Here is a 19386-nt window from a genome sequence, read left to right as displayed (position 1 = left end):
TCCACCTCCGCCTATACCTCCATTGTGCGGCCGGCCACAGACAGGCCGTTAACCCTCGGGCAAGCTTTGACCGCCACGCTGAACGGATCGAGCGCGGGAGGGTCTGATGTCGGTGCAAAAGCTGCTGCGGAAGGTCGGGTTCGGTGCCGGTCTGGGCGCGCTGCTGATCGCGGGTGCAGCCCTCGGCCATGCCGCCACCCAGCCCGACGGCCTGTCGATGAACCCGGTAAGCGCCGCTCCCGTCACCGTCAATCCGGCGCCGGCCGCTCCCCCCTCCTCCGAATTCCCCGACGCGGAGATGTCGCGGAACGACCAGGGGGACGTCACCGTCCTGCGCCTGGACGGGATCATCACGCCGGGGGCGGAGCGCAGCTTCGTCGACACCCTGCACACCCTGCCGGCCCATCGCCCGCTGGTGATCGAACTGTCCAGCCCCGGTGGCTTCACCGCGGCGGGCTACCGGATGATCGACGCCGTTCTGGCCGAGCGCCAGAGCGGACGGCCGGTCGCCACCCGGGTGCGCGACGGCGACTCCTGCGAAAGCATGTGCGTCGGCCTCTATCTCGCCGGCTATCCACGCTATGCAGCACCACGGGCGGAGTTCATGGTGCATGCCCCGCGCATGGCGGAGAATGGCCGGATGACCATGCGCTCCACGCAGATGATGGTGGACCGTCTGGTGTCGCTCGGCGCCTCGCCGACCTGGATCCGCCGCGTGACGGCCGAAGGCGGCTTCTCCGGCACCCGCGACTACCGCGAGACCGCCGACCGCCTGACCGCCGACGGCGCCAACATCGTCACCGACCTGCTGCGCTGAGCAGTCCTTCGGCCACCATCTCCGGCGACCGGCCGACGATCCGCTCATAGACCTCCGGATCGGTCGCGCCCTCGGTCCCGAACACCAGCACACGGGCGTCCGGCACGAGGCCCAGCGCCAGCCGCACCTCCTCATGCGCGGCGGCGCAGAGCAGCCCGGCCAGCCCGGCGACGCCGGATTCGCCACCAACCACCGGACGCCCGCCATGCCTGCCTTCCGCCAGCTTGCGCATGGCGGTGACCGCCCCTTCGTCGGGAATGGTCAGGAAATCATCGGCACCACGTTCCAGGATCGCCCAGGCCAGCGGGGAGACCTCGCCGCAGGCAAGCCCGGCCATCACCGTGTCGAGGTCGCCCTGCGCCCGCACCGGACGGCCGGCGACGGCGCTCTGGTACAGGCAGTCGGCACTGTGCGGCTCCACCACCACAAAGCGCGGGCGCTGGCGTCCCCAGCTTTCCCAGAGATGGCCGCAGACCGCGGCGGGCAGCGCCCCGACGCCGCCCTGCACGAAGACATGGGTCGGCCGCTCGCTGGCGGGAAGTTGGGAGATCGCCTCTTCCACCATCACGGTGTAGCCCTGCATCACGTCGCGCGGCACATCCATATAGCCGGTGTAGGAGGTGTCGGAGACGACGAACCAGCCCTGCTCCGCCGCATCGGCGGCGGCACGGCGCACCGCGTCGTCATACGGCCCGTCCACCACCACCACCCGCGCCCCGTACGCCTCGATGGCGGCGCGGCGGCCGGACGTGCAGGCGGCAGGCACATACACCACGCAATTGCAGCCGAAGACCTGCGCACCCCAGGCGACCGATCGGCCATGGTTGCCGTCGGTGGCGGTGGTGACGGTCAGCGTCCGCGTCACTTTGGCATAGCGGCCGACGACGAGGTCCAACGCCGTCACCGGCACGCCAGGCACCCGCGCCGTCACCTCGCGCGCCAGCAGCCGCAGAACGGCGTAGGCCCCGCCCAGCGCCTTGAAGCTGCCGAGCGCGAAGCGGGTGCTTTCGTCCTTGTACCAGAGGCGGTCGATCCCGGCCTCCCGCGCCAGTCCGGACAGGGAACGCAGCGGGGTAGGCGTATAGCCGGGCCAGGCGCCGATCTCGGCCATCGCCTCGTCGAAGGCGGCGCGGCAGAGGATCGCGCGTTCCGACGGGCCGTATACCCGTTCGTGGTCGGCATTGGGGTTGGAGAAATGGCGTGGCAGGCAGGAGGATGGGGAGACGGCGGTGTGCGGCATGGCTTCGCTCTCCGGGCCGGCGACGCCGTCGGCGACGGCACTTCCCACGACCGCTGTCAACGAGACCAGAAGCCACCGCCCGCCGTCAAGGCACCAGCACAAACACGGCCGCTACCTAATGAAGCATCGATGAAGGCAAAGCGCCGGGCTCAGCGCTTCCATTCGCGGCTGGACTTGATGAAGTCGGTCAAAGTGACGCCGATCTTGTCGTCGATGATGGCGACCTCACCACGGGCGACCAGCACGCCTTCGACATAGACATCGGTCGGGTCCTTCAGATGACGGTCGAGTTCCACGACGGCGCCGCGGCCCAGCTTCAGCAGGTCGCGGACGCGGAGCATGGCGGTGCCGATCACGACCTTGATCTCCACCGGCGCGTCGCCGATGGCAAAGGACGCGGCGTCGCCGTCGTTGGGATCGGGCGCGCCGAGCAGGTCGTCGATGTTGGCCATGGATGTCCAAGCTCCCGCGCCGGAATGGGCGCCTTCTTACACGAACGGGACATCCTACACCCCGGACGGGCTACCCGGCAACGCCACCGACCGACAGGGATTGCGACAAGATTGGGCTTTCCCCGCACCGGCGCTTCGCCCACACTGTCGACCCGCCCGCCCGCCGGCCTTTTCGTTGCTGGTACGCAACAATTACGGCAGGACAAGGCATCGACCAACCGGAACCGGGTTCATCCTGATGACCGACAGCAGCATTTCCCCGCTCGTGGACGCTTCCTGGCTGAAAAGCCGGCTCGACAGCCCCGGCATCGTCGTCCTGGACGTGCGAACCCCGCCTGCCGGCGGCTTCGTTCCGGGAGCGGTTCATTCCGACTACGCAACGGCTGGCTGGCGGACTGTGGTCGGCGGCGGGGCCGGGATGCTGCCGGAGGCGGGTGTGTTGGCGGAACTGATCGGCAGCCTCGGGATCGGCAACGGCGACCATGTGGTGCTGGTCGCAGCGGGTGCCAACGCCTCGGACATGGGCAACGCCACCCGCGTCTATTGGACCTTCAAGATGCTGGGCCATGACGCGGTGTCGGTGCTGGACGGCGGCTTCGCCGGCTGGGTCGCAGCCGGCGGCCCGGTCAATCCGCTGCCGGCGGAGCGCAAACCGACGAGCTTCTCCGTCCACCCCCGCACCGATCTGCGCGCCACCCTGGACGACGTCGCAGCCGCCGTGAAGGCCGGCACCGTGCCGCTGCATGATGCCCGTTCGGCCGAGCAGTTCGCCGGCAAGGCCAAGAGCCCGCAGGCCCGCGCGCCCGGCACCATCCCCGGCGCGGTGAATCTCGACATCGCCCCGCTCTTCTCGGCTGCCGAGCACCGCTTTGCCTCGCCCGACACGGTGAAGGCGATGGCCGGTCAGGCGGATTTGCCCCTGCGCGACCAGCCCATCACCTTCTGCAACACCGGGCACCTCGCCTCGGTGTCCTGGTTCGCCCTCAGCGAGATCGCCGGCGTGCCGGGCGTGCGACTCTATGACGGTTCCATGTCGGAATGGAGCGCTGATCCGGAGCGCCCCTTGCAGACCGAAGGCTGATCTAAACCTTCGCCCGCCGACGGCGCAGACGGCCGAGGTCGCTGCGCCGCACCAGCCCCAGCAGCACGGCCGCGACAGCATAGACAGCCAGTCCGACCACCGCCAGCACCGTCAGTCCACCCAACCGCTCGACCATCCCGGCGGCACCCAGCCAGGGGGAAAGCCGCTCGGTCGCCAGCCACAGGGCGCCGGCCATGGCAGCGGCGGCGATGGCCATGCGCGGCAGGTTGCGGGTCAGACGCGCGTCGGCACGGAACAGGCCGCGGCGGTGGAGCAACAGCGCCAGCAGCCCAGCATTCACCCAGGCACCGACGGAGGTGGCGACCGCCAGCCCGACCTGGGCCAGCGGGCCCATCAGCGCCAGCTTCAGCGCCACATTGATGCCGACCGCCACCAGCGCCACCCGCACCGGTGTCGCCGTGTCGTGACGGGCGTAGAAGCCGTTGACGAGGCTGCGGATCACCACGAAGGCCGGCAGCCCCAGCGCATAGGCCTGGAGGGTGACGGCGGAGGCCGCGGCGTCCGACGGGCCGAAGGCGCCGCGCTGGAATAGCACTGACAGGATCGGCGTGCCTGCAACCAGGAAGGCGATGGCCGCCGGCAGGGTCAGCACCAGCGACAGCTCGATGGCGCGGTTCTGGCTGTCAACCGCGCCGGCCTCGTCGCCGCTCTTGATCCGCTTGGACATTTCCGGAAGCAGAACGGTCCCGACGGCAATGCCGATCACCCCCAGCGGCAGCTGGTTCAGCCGGTCCGCGTAATAGAGATAGGACACCGCGCCGGTCGGCAGGGCCGAGGCGATCAGGGTGTCGGCGAACAGGCTGATCTGCGTCAGGCCCGATCCCAGCGCTGCCGGCCCCAGCACCGCCAGGAAACGCTTCACGTCGGGCGACAGGCGCGGCAGCACCGGGCGCAGGGTCATGTCGGCCCGCCGGGCATCCCAGGCCAGATAGAGATACTGCGCGACACCGGACGCCAGCACGCCCCAGGACAGCGCGTGACCCGCCGTCGGCATCAGCGGCGTGCCGACCACCAGCGCCGCGATCAGGCACAGGTTCATCAGGATGGGGGCGGCGGCGGCCGAGCCGAAACGGCTCATGCTGTTCAGCACGCCACCATAGAGCGACACCAGCGAGATCAGCAGCAGGTAGGGGAAGGTGATGCTGGTGAACAGCACGGCCAGCCGGAACTTCTCCGGCTCGTCGGCGAAGCCGGGGGCGAAGACCGTCATGAATTGCGGCATGAAGGCCAGCACCGCCAGCAGCAGCGCCAGTTGCACGATGACCAGCAGGGTCATCACCTCGTCGGCGAAGCGGCGGGCGGCGGCGGCACCGTCCTGCACCAGCTTGCCGGAGAACAGCGGCACGAAGGCGGAGTTGAAGGCCCCCTCCGCGAACAGCGCGCGGAAGTGGTTCGGCAGCCGGAAGGCGACGAAGAAGGCGTCGGCGACCGGCCCGGCGCCCAGCAGCGCCGCGGTCAGCACGTCGCGCAGGAAACCGAGCACCCGGCTGGCCAGGGTCAGGCCGCCGACGGACAGGATATGACGGAACACGATGGCTGGATCGCTCTTGTGGTGCAAAATTAGCCCGGCGGCATCCTAGCGATACAGCCGCGTTCGTCATAGGATCGCCGCCCGCATTCGTCCAGAACGCATCTCATCTCCCCACGGTCGAAGGCCCCGACATGCCGCAGCAGCAAGCCCTCCCCCTGACCTATCTGGAAGCCGGCGAAGCCAATGGCGGAACGCCGATGCTGGTCCTGCACGGCCTGTTCGGCTCCGCCCGCAACTGGCAGACCCTGGCCCGCCGTTTCGGCGAATCGCGGCGGGTCTATGCGCTGGACCTGCGCAACCACGGCGGCGCGCCCTGGGCCGAGGGCATGAGCTATCCGGAGATGGCGGCCGACGTGCTGCGCTTCCTCGACGACCGCGGTTTCGCCCGCGCGACCATCGTCGGCCATTCGATGGGCGGCAAGACCGCCATGGCGCTGGCGCTGGCCCATCCCGACCGGGTGGAGCGGCTGGTGGTCGCCGACATCGCCCCGGTCGCCTATACCCACACCCACGCCCCCTATGTCGCGGCCATGAAGGCCGCGAAGCTGGAAGGCGTCAGCCGCCGGCCGGAGGTGGAGGCCCAGCTGGCCGAGGCCGTGCCGGAGGCACCGCTGCGCTCCTTCCTGATGCAGAATCTGGTGCTGGAGAACGGCGCCTTCTCCTGGCGGATCAACCTCGATTCCATCGGGGCCAACATGGCGGAGCTGATCGGCTTCCCCGACTTCGGCGGTGCGCGTTACGAGGGACCTGCCCTGTTCATCGGCGGCGGTACGTCCGACTACATTCGGCCGGAGCATCACGACGCCATCCGCCGCCACTTCCCCAAGGCGGAAATCCGCATGATCGAGGGGGTTGGACACTGGCTGCACGCCGAACGCCCGGCCGAATTCGCCGCGATGGTGGAGAGATTCCTCTGATTCGTGCGGGGTTGTAAGCCGAAGCAGATATTGCATCGCCCGGACGTCGGGGCTATCAAGCCTGCGCGCCTTAAAACGCGGCCTGCGAGACAACGCGGCTGCCATTCCTCGAAGGATCGACCGATCATGAGCGTCATCACCGAGATTCACGCCCGCGAAATCCTGGACAGCCGCGGCAACCCGACCGTGGAAGTCGACGTTGCGCTGGACAGCGGCGCCTTCGGCCGCGCCGCGGTGCCATCGGGCGCCTCCACCGGCGCCCATGAGGCGGTCGAACTGCGCGACGGCGACAAGTCCCGCTTCGGCGGCAAGGGCGTGCTGAAGGCAGTCGAATCCGTCAACGGTGAGATCTACGACGCGCTCGCCGGCCTGGACGCCGACGACCAGCGCGCCATCGACCTCGCCATGATCGACCTGGACGGCACCGAGAACAAGGGCCGGCTGGGCGCCAACGCGATCCTGGGCGTGTCGCTGGCGGTCGCCCGCGCCGCCGCCGAGGATGCCGGCCTGCCGCTCTACCGCTATGTCGGCGGCGCCTTCGCCTCGCTGCTGCCGGTGCCGATGATGAACATCATCAACGGCGGCGCCCATGCCGACAACCCCATCGACATCCAGGAATTCATGATCATGCCGGTGGGCGCCGAGACCGGCGCCGACGCCATCCGCATGGGCTCCGAGATCTTCCAGTCGCTGAAGAAGAAGCTGAAGGACGCCGGCCACAACACCAATGTCGGCGACGAGGGCGGCTTCGCCCCCAACATCGGCTCGACCGACGAGGCGCTCGGCTTCGTCATGAAGGCGATCGAGGCCGCCGGCTACAAGCCGGGCGACGACGTCATGCTGGCGCTGGACGCCGCCTCGACCGAGTTCTTCAAGAACGGCAAGTACGAGCTGGCCGGCGAAGGCAAGTCGCTGTCGCCGGAACAGATGGTCGCCTACTGGGCCGATCTGGCCGGCCGCTACCCGATCATCTCGATCGAGGACGGCATGGCCGAGGACGACTGGGAAGGCTGGAAGGCGCTGACCGATGCCATCGGTTCCAAGGTGCAGCTGGTCGGCGACGACCTGTTCGTCACCAACCCCAAGCGTCTGGCCCAGGGCATCCGCCAAGGTGTCGCCAACTCGATCCTGGTGAAGGTCAACCAGATCGGCACGCTGTCGGAGACGCTGGAGGCGGTCGACATGGCGCACAAGGCCGGCTACACCGCCGTTCTGTCGCACCGCTCGGGCGAGACCGAGGACAGCACCATCGCCGATCTGGCGGTCGCCACCAACTGCGGCCAGATCAAGACCGGCTCGCTGAGCCGTTCGGACCGTCTGGCCAAGTACAACCAGCTGATCCGCATCGAGGAACAGCTCGGCGTCGCCGCCCGCTTCGCCGGCCGCGGCATCCTCAAGGCCTGATCGGTTTAAGGTAAGAAAAAGCTCCTCCCCGGTCCGCCGGAGAGGGGCTTTTTCATTTTCAAAGCACTGCCTTTATTCCCCGGCCAGCGCGCCGATCATCTTGCGGACGGCGGTCATCTGGAAGCCGCTCTTGCGGGCGAAGTCATAGCCGGTATAGGCGAACCAGTCCCAGCAGGCCTTGGGGTTGGAGGTCGGCTTGGCGGCACCGTCGATCTGCGGGTACAGCACGACGATGTTGTTGACGTCGGCCCAGCGGTTGTAGCCGGCATTGACGGCGAAATGATCGCCGATCAGGTTCGACGCCATCTGGCAGCCATGGAAGGCGACATGGATGCGGCAGGTCTGCCGGCCGCCCTCGCAGGCTTCAGGAACATAGACATAGCCGGTCTTCGCCATGCCACTGCGGCTGGGGTCGCCGACGAAGGGCGCCTGGTTGAACAGCTGCGGCTGACGGGCCGCGACGGGAGCGTTCGGGATTTTGGTATCGGCGTAGAAGAAGCGGACGATGGCGCCCGCCTGATCATACTGGCAGTTGTTGATATATTCGCTCTTCTCCCCCTCCTTCGGGATGAAGTCGCAGGCGGCGCCATAGCCGTCGGTGATGTAGGCGTGGGCCGCCTTCGGCAGCTTCACATAGGTGAAGTTCGCGTCGGTCACGCCCAGCGCCTTGTAAAACTGTTCGGTGGCGTCGGCGACCGGCCGCTTCACGGTCACGTCGTTGTCGCCGTTGAACAGGTAGATCTTCGACTTCGCCATATTGGACAGCGGGTCGATCTCCTTCGCCTTCTCGCGCGCCTTGGCATTGGCGACCAGTGCGGGGACGTCAGGCGCCCCCATTGCCACGTCCATGCAGCGCTTCAGCGCCACCACCGCCGGGGCAATGCCGCCTTCCGACACTTCGGCACAGTCGTAGGGGCCACCGGCAACGAGCCCGGCCGCCTTGACCAGCCCCGAATAGGCGACCTGGAACTGCCCGGCCATATAGGCGCCGGAGGAGATGCCCGACACCGTGGTCTGCGCCGGATCGATCTTCAGCTTCAGGTCCGACAGCTTGATTTCGGCACATGCCGGAAGCGGTGCGAGGACGACGAGCGCCGCCAGAGCAGTCTTCAGAATGACTTTGCTTGAAATAGCCATGAGTAGGGTCACCTTTGCCCTGCAAGGGTTGTCAACATCGCGTGGACAGCAGCGATCTGCGCCCCGCCCTTCGTCGCGTAATCCATCCCCGTCCTGCCGACCCAGTCCCAGCAGGCCACCGGATCCGCGGAACGGCCCGGCGACAGCTGCGGATAGAGCACGATCAGGTTGTTGTTGGCCGCCCAGCGGTTGAAGCCGGCGGCAGTGGTCACCGCGTCGCCGACCTCGGCGGCGGACTGGCGGCATCCGTGAAAGACGATGTGCACGGCACAGGCCGCCCCGCCCGCGCAGGCCGGCGGCACATAGACATAGCCGGAGGGCGCCAGCCCCGTTCGCTCCGGATCGCCGAACGGCGTCTGGTCGAAGGGGCTCGCCGCCGGCAGGTCCGGAGCCGGCGGGTTCAGGCCGCCATAGATGTGCGACAGGATCCGTCCGGCCTGATCATAGTCGCCGCAGGAGTTGACATAGGGGCTGCGGTTGGCGGTGCAGTCGTTGGCTCCGCCCGGCGCGATGAAGCCGTTGCCGGCCTCCAGCCCGGTTTCCATCCGGATCTGGTTCGCCGGCACATGGGCGGCGCGATAGAAGGCCTCCGCCTCCTCCACCGCCTTGCGGTTCACCACCATGTCGGCCCGGCCGCTGAACAGGTAGATCTGCGCCCCCGCCAGCCGGTCGAGCGGATCGATCGCCCAGGCCGTCACCAGCGGCTGGGCCGCCTCGTACAGGGACTGGCCACGGGGCCACAGCGGGTTGCCCTGCATGCAGGCCGCCGCCAGCAGGGGATTCTCGGCCGCACAGAGATAGGGACCGCCGGCGACCAGGCCGACGCCGACCATTTCGGCCGAATGGGCGACGTGGAACTGGATAGCCATGAAGGCACCGGCCGCCAGCCCCGATGCCGAGGATTTGGCCAGCACCACGCTGTGCGGGGCAAGCGGCGGGGCGATGGAATCGGCGCGGGCCGGTCCAGCGCCGAACGGCGACGCCAGCGCCAGGACCGTCGTAAGGTATGCAACCAGACAACACCGGACCAGCCGACTCTTTGCCACCTGCTGAACCTCATCCACCCAAGCCTGTGCAGAAGGTAGCAAGGCAACAGGGAATGTCTAACAAAAAGCCTTAAGATATTTCTGATACACGCCCATGCACGAGGCGATGCAACCGCATCCGGTTTGCAGCCCCTCCCGCGGCGCAATGCGGCCATGGAAAAGGCCGGCGGAGCCCACGCCCCGCCAGCCTTTCGCCGTCATCCCGCTGCCCGGCGCCGGTCGGGCGCCGAATCGGGCCGCTCAGCTCCGCAGATAAGCCAGCACGTTCTCCGGCGAAGATTCGCCATAGGGGTCGCCGTTCTCGCCCTCGTCGTTAATGCCCGGCTCCTCGAAGAACTTCTCGATGACGCCGTCCTTCACGACCATGGCATAGCGCCAGGACCGGTGACCAAAGCCGACATGGTCCTTGTCGATCAGCATGCCCATGCGGCGGGTGAAATGGCCCGATCCGTCGGGGATCAGCTTCACCTTCTTCAGGTTCAGGCTCTTGCCCCACTGATACATGACGAAGGCGTCGTTGACGCTGAGGCAATAGACCTCGTCGATTCCCAAATCCTTGAAGTCGTCATAGAGCCGCTCGAAGGCCGGGCATTGTTCGTTGGAGCAGGTCGGCGTGAAGGCGCCGGGCAGGGAAAACACCACCACCCGCTTGCCCTGGAACAGCTCGTCGCTCCGCACATCCTGCCAACGGAACGGGTTGGGTCCGCCGACGCTTTCGTCGCGCACGCGGGTCTTGAACACCACCGAGGGGACCTTGCGCCCTTCCATCGTCATCTCCGGCTTTCGTTGGGTATGGACCGGCGGAATCGCCGCCGGGAAACGATAGCGGTAATGCCCAGCCCCTCCAACCGGCCATAGGTCATGCCCCTCCTGGCGGCAAAGGATGCAGAGCCGCCCATAAAGAGCAAACAATACTGAGGTAGTTCTGCGCAAAAGTGGTGGCATCCGGTGGCAATCCTGTGACGTCCCTGAATGTTAATGTCCCATTTACCAGGATCGCGTTCTCTGATCTCGCCTGCATCCAGTGGGCACTGCGCCGACCGGTGACAATTGGAGGGCTGTTCATGCCTATTTCGACCAAGTCCAACTCTTTGCGACAGCCCGGCAATGATAAGCCGGAAGCGTCTTTCAATCGCGGTTATTTTACCAGGATACTTGTTAGTACATTTATCTTCAGCGCCACCATCAACGCGCTGATGCTGGCCATGCCGCTTTATTCGCTTCAGGTGTTCAGCCGCGCCATCCCGTCGGGCAACTACGACACCTTGATCATGCTGACCCTCATCGTCGTCATTGCACTGACGCTGAGTGGCCTTCTGGAGATGGTGCGCTCGCGCCTGCTGGCCCGTGCCGGCAACGCGCTGGAGGTGCGGTGGCGCCGCCGGCTGACCGCCGACGCCCTCGATGCCGCCGGCCGCGGCCGTCCGGACACCGGTCCGCTCGCCGACCTGATCGAGCTGAAGGGCGCTTTCTCGCGCCCCTCGCTGCCGGCGCTGATGGATCTGCCCTGGGCTCCGCTCTACGTCATCGGCATCTACGTCATCCACCCGATGCTGGCGCTGGTGCTGGTGGTGTCGATGCTGATCATGGCGGTGATGGGCTGGATCGGCTATGTGGCCGTAAAGGACATCAACGACGAGAGCAAGCTGCCGGCCGGCCGCGCCCAGAAACTGTTCGAGGCGCTGGCGTCGCGCTCCGACACCGTGCGCGGCCTGCGCATGGGCAACGCCTCGCTCGACGCCGTCAACCGCGACTTCCTGACCGCCAGCGCCATGCAGGGTCAGGGCTATGAGCGCAGCGCCGCCATCGGCGCCGCCACCAAGTGGGTCCGCATGGTCCTGCAGATCGCCGTGACGGGCATCGGCGCCTGGCTGGTGATCGAGCAGCACCTGTCCTTCGGCGGCATGATCGCCACCTCGATGCTGGTCGGCCGCGGCCTCGCCCCGATCGAGCAGACCGCCGGCGCCTGGGGCGGGCTGGTCCGCTCCGCCCAGGCCGTCCGCCGCCTGCTGCCGCTGCTGAAGCGCCTGTCGCGTGAGCCGGAGCGTCCCTCCGTGCCCGTCGAGAGCGAGCGCCTGACCGTCGAGAACCTGCTGTTCGTCTCCCCCCGCGACCAGAAGCCGATCCTGCGCAGCGTCACCCTGTCGGTCGAGCCGGGCGAGACCGTCTGCATCGCCGGCCCCAACCGCTCGGGCAAGTCGGTTCTGGCCCGCCTGCTGGCCGGTGTCGCCCTGCCGTCCGCCGGTACGGTGCGCCTGGGCGGCCTGTCCGTCGCCACCCTGACCCCCGACAGCCCCGAACAGGGCATCGGCTACCTGCCGCAGCAGGTCGACCTCCTGCCCGGCAGCATCGCCGACAATATCGCCCGCTTCACCACCGCCACCCGTGAAGAGGTGGAGGAGGCTGCCCGCTCCGTCGGCATCCATGAGTGGATCGAAAGCCTGCCGATGGGCTACGAGACCGAGGTCAACGACCCGCTGTCTCCGATCACCGGCGCCAGCGCCCGTCTGATCGGCCTTGCCCGCGCCGCCTTCGGCCAGCCGCCGCTGCTGGTACTGGACGAGCCGACCGCCGGCCTGGACGAGCTGGGCATCAAGGCGGTCCGCGCCTTCGTCGCAGCCTGCAAGGAGCGCGGGGCGACCACCATCGTCATGACCCACGCTCCGGTCTTCGTCGACATGTCCGACCACACCTATGTCCTGAAGAACGGCATGGCGATGGAGCTGCCGCGTCCGGAGCAGCAGCAGGCCCAGCCCGGCGCCGTCAACCTCGCCCGCCTCCGCAATCTCGGCCCTCAGGGTCCGTCGACCGCCACGGCAGGGGCCGCCGGCTGACCGCCGGCACCGCCCCCGAGACCGACCATCCGGCTGACGCCCGACCCGACAGAGCCAAGGAAGCCCCATGACCACGATGACCACGACCTTCCCCGCCCCGCTGTCCAGCGACAACGGTTCCGAAACCCCCTCCGGCAAGCCGTCACGCAAGACCGCGACCATCACCTCGATCCACGCGCTGCGGGCGGCGATGCCGGAAACCAATGCCCGCGGCCTGCTGCTGGGCGGCTTCCTGGTCCTGGCGGTCGGCTTCGGCGGCATGACCGGCTGGGCGGCGGTGGCCCCCCTGCACAGCGCGATCAGCGCCTCGGGCTCGCTGGCACCGGAGACCGGCCGCAAGGTGGTGAAGAATACCGAGGGCGGCGTGATCAGCGCCATCCTGGTCAATGAGGGCGACCGGGTCGAGGCTGGCCAGGTCCTGATGCGGCTGGACAGCACCGAGGCGCAGACCCGGCTGGAGATGCTGAACGCCGCCCTGTTCGACACGCTGGCCTCTGAAGCGCGCCTGTCGGCCGAACTGTTCGAGAAGCCCGCCATCGAATGGCCGGACGCCCTCGCCGCCCGCCGCGCCAAGGAGCCGGCAGTCGAGAACGCCATGGTGAACCAGGAGAAGCTGTTCCAGGTCCGCCGCAACCAGCTCGACACCGAGGCCAAGCTGACCCAGGACCGCATCGCCACGCTGGGCGACGAGGTGCACAGCCTGGAGAAGCAGCGCGCCTTCCTGGCCCGCGAGATCAAGCTGTCGGATGAGGACATCCAGATCACCCAGGGCCTGCTGGACCGCGGCAACTCCACCCGCACCAAGCTGGTGGCGGCGCAGAAGGAGAACGCGCAGCTCCACGCCCAGGACCATGAGCTGGAAGCCCGCATGTCGCAGTCGCGCCAGCAGGCGGTCGACGCCCAGGGCGATCTGGTCCGCCGCCGCAGCGACTTCCGCGAAAAGGTGCTGGTCGAGCTGGACAAGGCCCGTGGCGACGCCCAGAAGCTGGCCGAGCAGATCCGCGACGCCAAGAACCGCCTGGACAACCGCACCATCAAGGCGCCGGACGCCGGCAACGTGGTGATGTACGGCCACCCGGCCGTCGGCGGCACCATCACCGCCAACGAGCCGGTGCTGGACGTCGTTCCCGACGACAAGGCCCTGCTGGCCGAGGTCCGCATCCAGCCGAAGGACATCAAGTCGATGGCCGTCGACCTGCCGGTGAAGGTGCAGCTGACCGCCTATGACAGCCGCGTCGTCGGCACCATCGACGGCACCGTGTCCTACGTGTCGGCCGACCGCCTGACCGACAATGCGACCCGTCAGGAATATTATCTGGCCCGGATCCGGCTGAAGGACGCCGACAGCCACGAGGTCCGCAATCTGAAGATCAAGGCCGGCATGCCGGTGGAGGCCCGCATCGTGCTGTCCGCCCGCACCCCGCTGGACTACCTGATCCAGCCGCTGCGCCAGTCCTATGTGAAGGCGTTCATCCAGGAGTGACCGAGTGGGGGGTGAATCAGTCCCCAACCTGTCTTTCCTCTTAGAGAAAAGCCCCCGACCAACCGGTCGGGGGCTTTTTCCTTGTCCGAAACTCTCAACTCTTGCCCGGACGCAGATCCGGCTTCGGCGGAATCGGCAGCGGCTCCGGCACCTGGATCGCCTCCGTCTGCTCGCGCGTGCGGCGGGATGCCGCACGGTCCTGGGCCAGACGGTCCATCGCCTGCTGGCGCTGCGCCTCGGTGGTCAGATCGGTCGGACGTTGCGGGACGGTGCCGAGATTCGGGTACTCGTCATTGGTTCCGCTCATACCACGAACCGGCGACGAATTGTCGCTGACCGGCGAAGGCTCGCCGGTAATGGCACCCAGCGGGCCGGTGTCGAGCATCCGGTCGCTGCAGGCCGACAGCCCGAAAACCATTGGCAACGCTACGGCAAGCGCGCCGAACGCCCGCCCGGCCGCTGCGATGCCCCGACCGTTCCCCTGACTGCCCGTCACCATCATCCTTCCCCGTGTCTGGCCGATACGCCACACTTGTGCGACGATCGGCGAAATGAAATGTTCACATCTGCGGTGTATGAGAGGTCCCGGATTTCTCCCGCACCGCACCAGAAGGCCTGACCGCCGCACGCCACCCACAGCGACATGGTGCAGAACGTCCCGAGACATCGCCCCTGAAGACCATCCCCGCAAGCCTGTATAGCCGCCCGTCCGCAAGGCCCAAAGCCCAATCTGGCGCAAGCCCGATCCGGCGGACCCAAGGTGACGCAGGCCTCCGAGACCGAGACGACGCGACACCCGCCCAAAGAAGAAGGACCGTGCTCATGGCCGAGACCAAGGCCCCCCCTCAGGCTTCCAACCCGGCTTCCCCCCAGGTGCCCGACGTCAAGCTTCCCGATCCGGTCGAGATGTCGCGGGCGATGACCCGCATCGCCGAACAGAGCCAGCGGCTGGTCTCCGAGTTCCTGGCGCGGCAGGCCGCCGACGGCGCCGGCCCGAAGAGCCCGGATCCGATGGGCGTCGGTCATGCCTTCCTTGAAATGACCACCCGCATGATGGCCGATCCGGCCAAGCTGATGCAGGCGCAGATGTCGCTGTGGCAGGACTACCTGACCCTGTGGCAGCGCACCACCCAGCGATTCTTCGGGCAGGAGACCCAGCCGGTCATCGCCCCGGCCAAGGACGACCGCCGCTTCAAGGACGCCGCCTGGGACGAGAACACGCTGTTCGACTTCATCAAGCAGTCCTACCTGCTGAGCGCCCGATGGATGCAGTCGACCGTCAATCAGGTCGAGGGGCTGGACGACCACACCGCCAAGAAGGTCGATTTCTATACCCGCCAGTTCGTCGATGCGATGGCGCCCTCCAACTTCGTCATGACGAACCCGGAGGTGCTGCGCGCGACCATCGAGAGCGGCGGCGAGAATCTGGTCAAGGGTCTGGAGCATCTGCTGACGGATCTGGAGCGCGGCAAGGGCGAGCTGCGCATCTCCATGACCGACTATGACGCCTTCCAGCTCGGCAAGAACATCGCGGTCACGCCGGGCAAGGTCGTCTTCCAGACCAGCCTGATGCAGCTGATCCAGTACACGCCGACCACGCCGGACGTGAACAAGCGTCCGCTGATGATCGTGCCGCCCTGGATCAACAAGTTCTACATCCTCGACCTGCGCGAGAAGAACAGCTTCATCAAGTGGGCGGTCGACCAGGGCCACACCGTCTTCGTCCTGTCCTGGGTCAACCCGGACGAGACGTTGGCGGCCAAGGGCTTCGAAGACTACATGGTCGAAGGTCCGCTGGCGGCGCTGGACGCCATCGAGAAGGCGACCGGCGAGCGCGACGTCAACGCCATCGGCTATTGCCTGGGCGGCACGCTGCTGGCCTCGACGCTGGCCTACATGGCGGTCAAGAAGGACGACCGCATCAAGTCGGCCACCTTCTTCACCACCATGCTGGACTTCGCCGAGGCCGGCGAGCTGTCGATCTTCATCGACGAGGAGCAGCTGACCTTCATCGAAGGGCAGATGGCCGAACAGGGCTATCTCGACGGCGCCAAGATGGCGACCACCTTCAACATGCTGCGCGCCAACGACCTGATCTGGTCGTTCGTCGTCAACAACTACCTGCTGGGCAAGGACCCCTTCCCCTTCGACCTGCTGTACTGGAACAGCGACAGCACCCGCATGCCGGCGGCGATGCACAGCTTCTATCTGCGCAACATGTACCAGAAGAACATGCTGGCGCAGCCGGGTGCCGTGACGCTGAAAGGCGTTCCGATCGACCTGACCAAGGTCAAGGTGCCAACGCTGTTCCTGTCGGCCCGCGAGGACCACATCGCCCCGTGGAAGAGCACCTATGCCGGCGCCCAGCTGTTCAGCGGCCCGGTCAAGTTCGTGCTGGGTGCGTCCGGCCACATCGCCGGCGTCGTCAACCCGCCGGCGGCCAACAAATACTGCTACTGGACCAGCGACAAGCTGGCCAAGACCTCCGACGAGTGGCTGGAGAAGGCGACCCAGACCCCCGGCTCCTGGTGGCCGGAATGGAACAAGTGGGTCGGCCAGTACGCCAATGGCAAGGTTCCCGCCCGCCAGCCCGGCGACGGCGCCCTACCCGCCCTGGAAGACGCGCCGGGTTCCTACGTCAAGGTCAAGAACGAGTAAGGCCGAGCGGAGGCGCTTTCTTTGCGCTTATCTGCACGGAAAACCCCCGCCCGTCCCGGCGGGGGTTTTCCTTTTCGGTCCAATCCGATAGTGTTGCGCACGCTCACGTTAAGGGTTTGTTTGCCCTTTTCACGCCAGCTAACGCCTGCGCACATTCGCACGCCCCGGGGATCCGCCGTTCATGCCATCCGACGCCCAGACAGGTACGATGGGAGCCGCCACGGCGGCGATGGCGAACGCCGAACCGGTCAAGCTCGCCGAACGCTACGAGATCCAGCCGGGCGCGCCGATCCCGCTGCTGAACGCCGTCGGCGGCAACGCCTTCACCGCCAAGGCGCTGCGCGAGAAGCGGATCGAGCCCTTCGCCATCATCTGCCACGCCGCGGTCCTGCCGCGGATGGATATCTGCTCCACCGTCGGCAGCCTCGACAACGCCAGCCACATGCGGCTGCTCGACTGGGGGCTGGTGGACTGGCCGCAGGACCGCGGGCGGCGCTTCTGCCTTGTGTTCGAACGGCCGGGCGGCAAGCGGCTGATGGGATCGCTGACCGACACGCTGGACCCGATGCCGGAAGACCAGCTGACCCGGCAGATCGTCCATCCGCTGGTCTCGGCGCTGAAGGAACTGTCGAGCCGCGGCGTCGTCCATGGCGCGATCCGCCCGACCAACCTGTTCTACCGCGATCTCGCGGGTGGCGGGCTGATGCTGGGCGACTGCGTGTCGACGCAGCCCGGCTATGGCCAGCCGGTCCTGCTGGAGACGATCGAACGCGGCATGGCCAGCCCGGCCGGGCGCGGGACCGGCACCATGGCCGACGACCTCTATTCGCTGGGCGTCACCCTGCTGATCCTGGCGCTGGGCCGCAACCCACTGGCCGGCCTCGACGACGAGGCGGTGCTGCAAGCGAAGATGGAGCGCGGGTCCTACCCGGCGCTGGTCCAGCAGCACCGGTTGCCGCTGGCGATCAACGAGGTGGTGCGCGGCCTGCTGGTCGACGACCCGAAGCAGCGCTGGACGCTGAATGACCTCGATTTGTGGGTGGCCGGCCGCCGGCTCAGCCCGAAGCAGCCGCAGATTTCCCGCCGCGCCGCCCGTCCGCTGGAATTCCAGGGCTCGGAATACTGGCATTGCCGCACGCTGGCCCGCGCCTTCGCCCGCCACGCCCCCGCCGCCGCCTCCGTCATCGAAAGCGGAGAGCTGGACAAGTGGCTGCGCCGGTCGATGGGCGACGAGGTGCGGGCGGAGGCGGTGAGCAACGCCATCCAGACCGCCTCCAGCGGCAAGGGCGGCAGCCAGGGCGACCGGCTGGTGGCGCGCGTCTGCATTGCCCTCGACCCCGCCGCACCCATCCGCTACCGCGGCCGGGCGATGATGCCGGACGGCATCGCCACCATGCTGGCCGATGCCTTCATGCGCGGCGAATCCCCCCAGGCCGTGGCGGAGGTGCTCGCCAACCAGTTGCCGATGTTCTGGGTCAACGTCCAGTCCGACTTCAAACCGGAATTCGTGCCCCTGGTGCAGACTTTCGACCAGCTGCGCGGCTTCCTCGATCGCTCCAGCCACGGGCTGGGGGTGGAACGCGTGCTGTACGAGATGAACCCGACCATGCCCTGCATGAGTGGCCTGGTCGCCAGGCAGCTGCCGACCACCCCGGCCGAGCTGCTGCGGGCGCTGGACTGGATCGCCGCGGGGGGCGAGCGGCACAAGGATCCCATCGACCGCCAGATCGCCGCCTTCCTCGGCGCCCGCCACAAGCGCGGGGACGAGCTGCTGTTCACCCAGCTCGGCAGCGGGGTGGAGCCGATGCGGCGCATCATCGCCATGCTGACCATCCTGTCGGACATCCAGGCCCGCACCGGGGTGGACGGGCTGACCCATCTGGCCAGCTGGGTGGTGGCTCTGCTCGACCCCGCCTTCCGCCGCTTCCACAACCGGCCGCAGCAGCAGGAGGTCCGCAAGATGGCGGACGCCGCCGCGCACAACGGCCGGCTGACCGAGCTGCTGAAGGTGGTCGACGATCCCGAATCGCTGCGCCGCGACCGGCTGGAGTTCGAGGCGGCGCAGATCGCCTATCGGGAGGCCGACGCGGAGATGGACAAGATCCGCCACACCATCGCCGACCGCAACTCCATCATCGAGACGTCCGGCCGGCAGGTCGCCGCCATCGTGTCCAGCCTGCTGTCGACCGTGCTGGTCGCCGGCATCATCCTGTTCTTCGCTTTCTGACCGCATCGCGTAAAATCGGAATCGACGGGGGGATCGCCATGGCGCGCAAGAAGAAGAAAAAGGGCGGTGCCCTCACGCTGATCCTGCTGATCGTTCCGGCGGCGCTAATCGTGCTGCCGACCACCATCCTGTTCGGCATCGGCATGATCCCGACCATCGTCGCCTATGTCGTCGACCGCGACCCCGACAAATCGGCGCCGATCACCGTCGGGGGACTGAATTTCTGCGGCTGCATGCCCTTCGCCATCGATCTGTGGAAGCACCAGCACACCATCGGCGCCGCGGCGAAGGTCTTCGCCGACCCGCTGTCCTGGCTGGTGATGTACAGCGCCGCCGCCGTCGGCTGGGGCATCTATTACGGCATCCCGCCGATGGTCGCCGGCATGGAGGTCACCCGCGCCGAAAAGCGGGTTGAGGTGCTGAAGCAGAAGAAGGTGGCGCTGGTCCAGGAATGGGGACCGGACGTGGCCGGCGATTACTTCGACGAGTCCGGCGGCATGGAACCGGACGCCGGAATGGAAAGCGCCTGAACCCCAAA

16 protein-coding genes are annotated in these 19386 nt (G+C 67.5%); 9 read left to right on the top strand and 7 right to left on the bottom strand.

Going from position 1 to position 19386, the window contains the following annotated elements; all coding sequences use genetic code 11:
* Nucleotides 1-106: 106 nt before the first annotated feature.
* Nucleotides 107-817, top strand: a complete 711-nt coding sequence (locus tag J2848_RS26660) for a Clp protease/crotonase-like domain-containing protein (protein WP_149233848.1) — start codon at nt 107-109, stop codon at nt 815-817.
* On the opposite strand, the gene J2848_RS26655 is transcribed toward J2848_RS26660, so the two are convergent.
* Both J2848_RS26655 and fliN read right to left on the bottom strand, forming a co-directional pair.
* A complete protein-coding gene (locus tag J2848_RS26655) occupies nt 798-2105 on the bottom strand; it encodes a diaminopropionate ammonia-lyase (RefSeq protein ID WP_246194173.1) in 1308 nt (435 codons plus the stop codon). The two genes, J2848_RS26660 and J2848_RS26655, sit on opposite strands and share 20 nt — an antisense overlap.
* Before the next feature lie 101 nt (nt 2106-2206).
* A complete protein-coding gene (gene fliN, locus J2848_RS26650; RefSeq protein WP_109156459.1) occupies nt 2207-2509 on the bottom strand; it encodes a flagellar motor switch protein FliN in 303 nt (100 codons plus the stop codon).
* Nucleotides 2510-2747: 238 nt separating this feature from the next.
* Between fliN and J2848_RS26645 the strand changes: the two genes are divergently transcribed.
* Nucleotides 2748-3590 carry a sulfurtransferase gene (locus tag J2848_RS26645; RefSeq protein WP_149233847.1) on the top strand — a complete coding sequence of 281 codons (843 nt, stop codon included), beginning with the start codon at nt 2748-2750 and terminating at the stop codon, nt 3588-3590.
* 1 nt (nt 3591) lies between these two features.
* Here the strand turns inward: J2848_RS26645 and murJ are convergent, their stop codons facing one another.
* Nucleotides 3592-5142, bottom strand: coding sequence for a murein biosynthesis integral membrane protein MurJ (gene murJ / locus J2848_RS26640; RefSeq protein WP_149233846.1), 1551 nt, complete (start codon nt 5140-5142; stop codon nt 3592-3594).
* Nucleotides 5143-5273: 131 nt separating this feature from the next.
* Between murJ and J2848_RS26635 the strand changes: the two genes are divergently transcribed.
* The gene (locus J2848_RS26635) at nt 5274-6059 is read left to right on the top strand and encodes an alpha/beta fold hydrolase (protein ID WP_149233845.1); all 786 of its coding nucleotides are present in this window, start codon (nt 5274-5276) and stop codon (nt 6057-6059) included.
* Between the two features lie 126 nt (nt 6060-6185).
* Nucleotides 6186-7463, top strand: a complete 1278-nt coding sequence (gene eno, locus J2848_RS26630; protein ID WP_149233844.1) for a phosphopyruvate hydratase — start codon at nt 6186-6188, stop codon at nt 7461-7463.
* 72 nt (nt 7464-7535) lie between these two features.
* On the opposite strand, the gene J2848_RS26625 is transcribed toward eno, so the two are convergent.
* The 3 genes from J2848_RS26625 to J2848_RS26615 all read right to left on the bottom strand — a co-directional run bounded on the left by J2848_RS26625 (nt 7536) and on the right by J2848_RS26615 (nt 10414).
* On the bottom strand, nt 7536-8600 hold the full coding sequence (locus J2848_RS26625) for an extracellular catalytic domain type 2 short-chain-length polyhydroxyalkanoate depolymerase (protein WP_149233843.1): 1065 nt from the start codon (nt 8598-8600) through the stop codon (nt 7536-7538).
* Nucleotides 8601-8608: 8 nt separating this feature from the next.
* Nucleotides 8609-9646 (bottom strand): extracellular catalytic domain type 2 short-chain-length polyhydroxyalkanoate depolymerase, encoded by a 1038-nt coding sequence (locus tag J2848_RS26620; protein ID WP_246194171.1) that lies wholly within the window; start codon nt 9644-9646, stop codon nt 8609-8611.
* A gap of 240 nt (nt 9647-9886) precedes the next feature.
* On the bottom strand, nt 9887-10414 hold the full coding sequence (locus J2848_RS26615) for a peroxiredoxin (protein ID WP_149233841.1): 528 nt from the start codon (nt 10412-10414) through the stop codon (nt 9887-9889).
* A 437-nt stretch (nt 10415-10851) separates the two neighbouring features.
* Between J2848_RS26615 and J2848_RS26610 the strand changes: the two genes are divergently transcribed.
* On the top strand, nt 10852-12480 hold the full coding sequence (locus J2848_RS26610) for a type I secretion system permease/ATPase (protein ID WP_246194170.1): 1629 nt from the start codon (nt 10852-10854) through the stop codon (nt 12478-12480).
* 67 nt (nt 12481-12547) lie between these two features.
* Nucleotides 12548-13963, top strand: a complete 1416-nt coding sequence (locus J2848_RS26605; RefSeq protein ID WP_149233839.1) for an HlyD family type I secretion periplasmic adaptor subunit — start codon at nt 12548-12550, stop codon at nt 13961-13963.
* 94 nt (nt 13964-14057) lie between these two features.
* On the opposite strand, the gene J2848_RS26600 is transcribed toward J2848_RS26605, so the two are convergent.
* Complete coding sequence (locus J2848_RS26600; RefSeq protein ID WP_149233838.1) at nt 14058-14462, bottom strand: hypothetical protein; 405 nt, start codon at nt 14460-14462, stop codon at nt 14058-14060.
* Between the two features lie 323 nt (nt 14463-14785).
* On the opposite strand from J2848_RS26600, the gene J2848_RS26595 reads away from it, so the two are divergent.
* The 3 genes from J2848_RS26595 (at nt 14786) to J2848_RS26585 (ending at nt 19378) form a co-directional block, all read left to right on the top strand.
* Entirely contained in the window at nt 14786-16621 is a 1836-nt protein-coding gene (locus J2848_RS26595) for a PHA/PHB synthase family protein (protein WP_149233837.1), read from the top strand.
* 181 nt (nt 16622-16802) lie between these two features.
* Nucleotides 16803-18848: a protein kinase family protein gene (locus J2848_RS26590; protein ID WP_246194168.1), complete on the top strand. Its 2046-nt coding sequence runs from the start codon at nt 16803-16805 to the stop codon at nt 18846-18848.
* Between the two features lie 38 nt (nt 18849-18886).
* Nucleotides 18887-19378, top strand: coding sequence for a hypothetical protein (locus J2848_RS26585; RefSeq protein WP_149233836.1), 492 nt, complete (start codon nt 18887-18889; stop codon nt 19376-19378).
* The last annotated feature ends 8 nt before the right edge of the window (nt 19379-19386 follow it).

It is taken from the genome of Azospirillum lipoferum, assembly GCF_024170005.1.
Classification (GTDB): domain Bacteria; phylum Pseudomonadota; class Alphaproteobacteria; order Azospirillales; family Azospirillaceae; genus Azospirillum; species Azospirillum lipoferum.
The sequence above is the reverse complement of the archived record's forward strand: the minus strand, read 5'-3'. Positions and strand labels throughout refer to the sequence as shown.

Bases quoted from the DNA above. Each gene is read 5' to 3' on its own strand.
- J2848_RS26660 (WP_149233848.1), top strand. From the start codon at position 107: ATGTCGGTGCAAAAGCTGCTGCGGAAGGTCGGGTTCGGTGCCGGTCTG.
- J2848_RS26645 (WP_149233847.1), top strand. From the start codon at position 2,748: ATGACCGACAGCAGCATTTCCCCGCTCGTGGACGCTTCCTGGCTGAAA.
- J2848_RS26610 (WP_246194170.1), top strand. From the start codon at position 10,852: ATGCCGCTTTATTCGCTTCAGGTGTTCAGCCGCGCCATCCCGTCGGGC.
- eno (WP_149233844.1), top strand. From the start codon at position 6,186: ATGAGCGTCATCACCGAGATTCACGCCCGCGAAATCCTGGACAGCCGC.
- J2848_RS26635 (WP_149233845.1), top strand. From the start codon at position 5,274: ATGCCGCAGCAGCAAGCCCTCCCCCTGACCTATCTGGAAGCCGGCGAA.
- J2848_RS26625 (WP_149233843.1), bottom strand. From the start codon at position 8,600: ATGGCTATTTCAAGCAAAGTCATTCTGAAGACTGCTCTGGCGGCGCTC.
- J2848_RS26590 (WP_246194168.1), top strand. From the start codon at position 16,803: ATGCCATCCGACGCCCAGACAGGTACGATGGGAGCCGCCACGGCGGCG.
- J2848_RS26605 (WP_149233839.1), top strand. From the start codon at position 12,548: ATGACCACGATGACCACGACCTTCCCCGCCCCGCTGTCCAGCGACAAC.
- J2848_RS26600 (WP_149233838.1), bottom strand. From the start codon at position 14,462: ATGGTGACGGGCAGTCAGGGGAACGGTCGGGGCATCGCAGCGGCCGGG.
- J2848_RS26595 (WP_149233837.1), top strand. From the start codon at position 14,786: ATGGCCGAGACCAAGGCCCCCCCTCAGGCTTCCAACCCGGCTTCCCCC.
- J2848_RS26585 (WP_149233836.1), top strand. From the start codon at position 18,887: ATGGCGCGCAAGAAGAAGAAAAAGGGCGGTGCCCTCACGCTGATCCTG.
- J2848_RS26615 (WP_149233841.1), bottom strand. From the start codon at position 10,414: ATGGAAGGGCGCAAGGTCCCCTCGGTGGTGTTCAAGACCCGCGTGCGC.
- fliN (WP_109156459.1), bottom strand. From the start codon at position 2,509: ATGGCCAACATCGACGACCTGCTCGGCGCGCCCGATCCCAACGACGGC.